The sequence below is a fragment of the Bacillus pseudomycoides DSM 12442 genome (assembly GCF_000161455.1).
GTDB lineage: Bacteria > Bacillota > Bacilli > Bacillales > Bacillaceae_G > Bacillus_A > Bacillus_A pseudomycoides.
In genome coordinates this window covers 4,976,191-4,976,610 of the sequence record NZ_CM000745.1, presented here as the reverse complement: position 1 = coordinate 4,976,610, position 420 = coordinate 4,976,191, and the positions used below count along the sequence as shown (strand labels likewise).

1 pseudogene is annotated in these 420 nt (G+C 29.0%); it reads right to left on the bottom strand.

What is annotated here, in order from left to right:
• Nucleotides 1-347, bottom strand: a pseudogene (locus BPMYX0001_RS25260) (DNA-binding protein); the annotation flags it as partial.
• Between the last annotated feature and the right edge of the window lie 73 nt (nt 348-420).

Below are 420 nucleotides of genomic sequence, written 5' to 3'. Positions count from 1 at the left end.
ACTAATTCACGGATGTCATCTTCTTTTACAAATTTTGTTTTACGATTACGATGCTCCTGTATAGTACAAGCTAACTCTCCCTCTTCTATCCATTTTTCGAGTTGATACATACTGATATGATACGCTTTGCTTGCTTGATATAAAGTAATTCCTTCTACCTCAAGTTCTCCTTTTAATTTCTCTACCTCTTCCCTGTTAAATAAAAAACTTCCATCTAAACGCCATGTATCCTTATTAATTGGATTTAGTTGTCCCTGTTTCATTAAATTATTAAATGTGAAGTGACTAATATCTAAGTACTTTTTTACCTCATTCGTGGTCATATTTATTTCATATGTACTAAGCATTTACGTTCCCCCTAAGATTCCATTTATATATATAAGAAATAATATTATTATGTAAATTATAATTTATAAAATA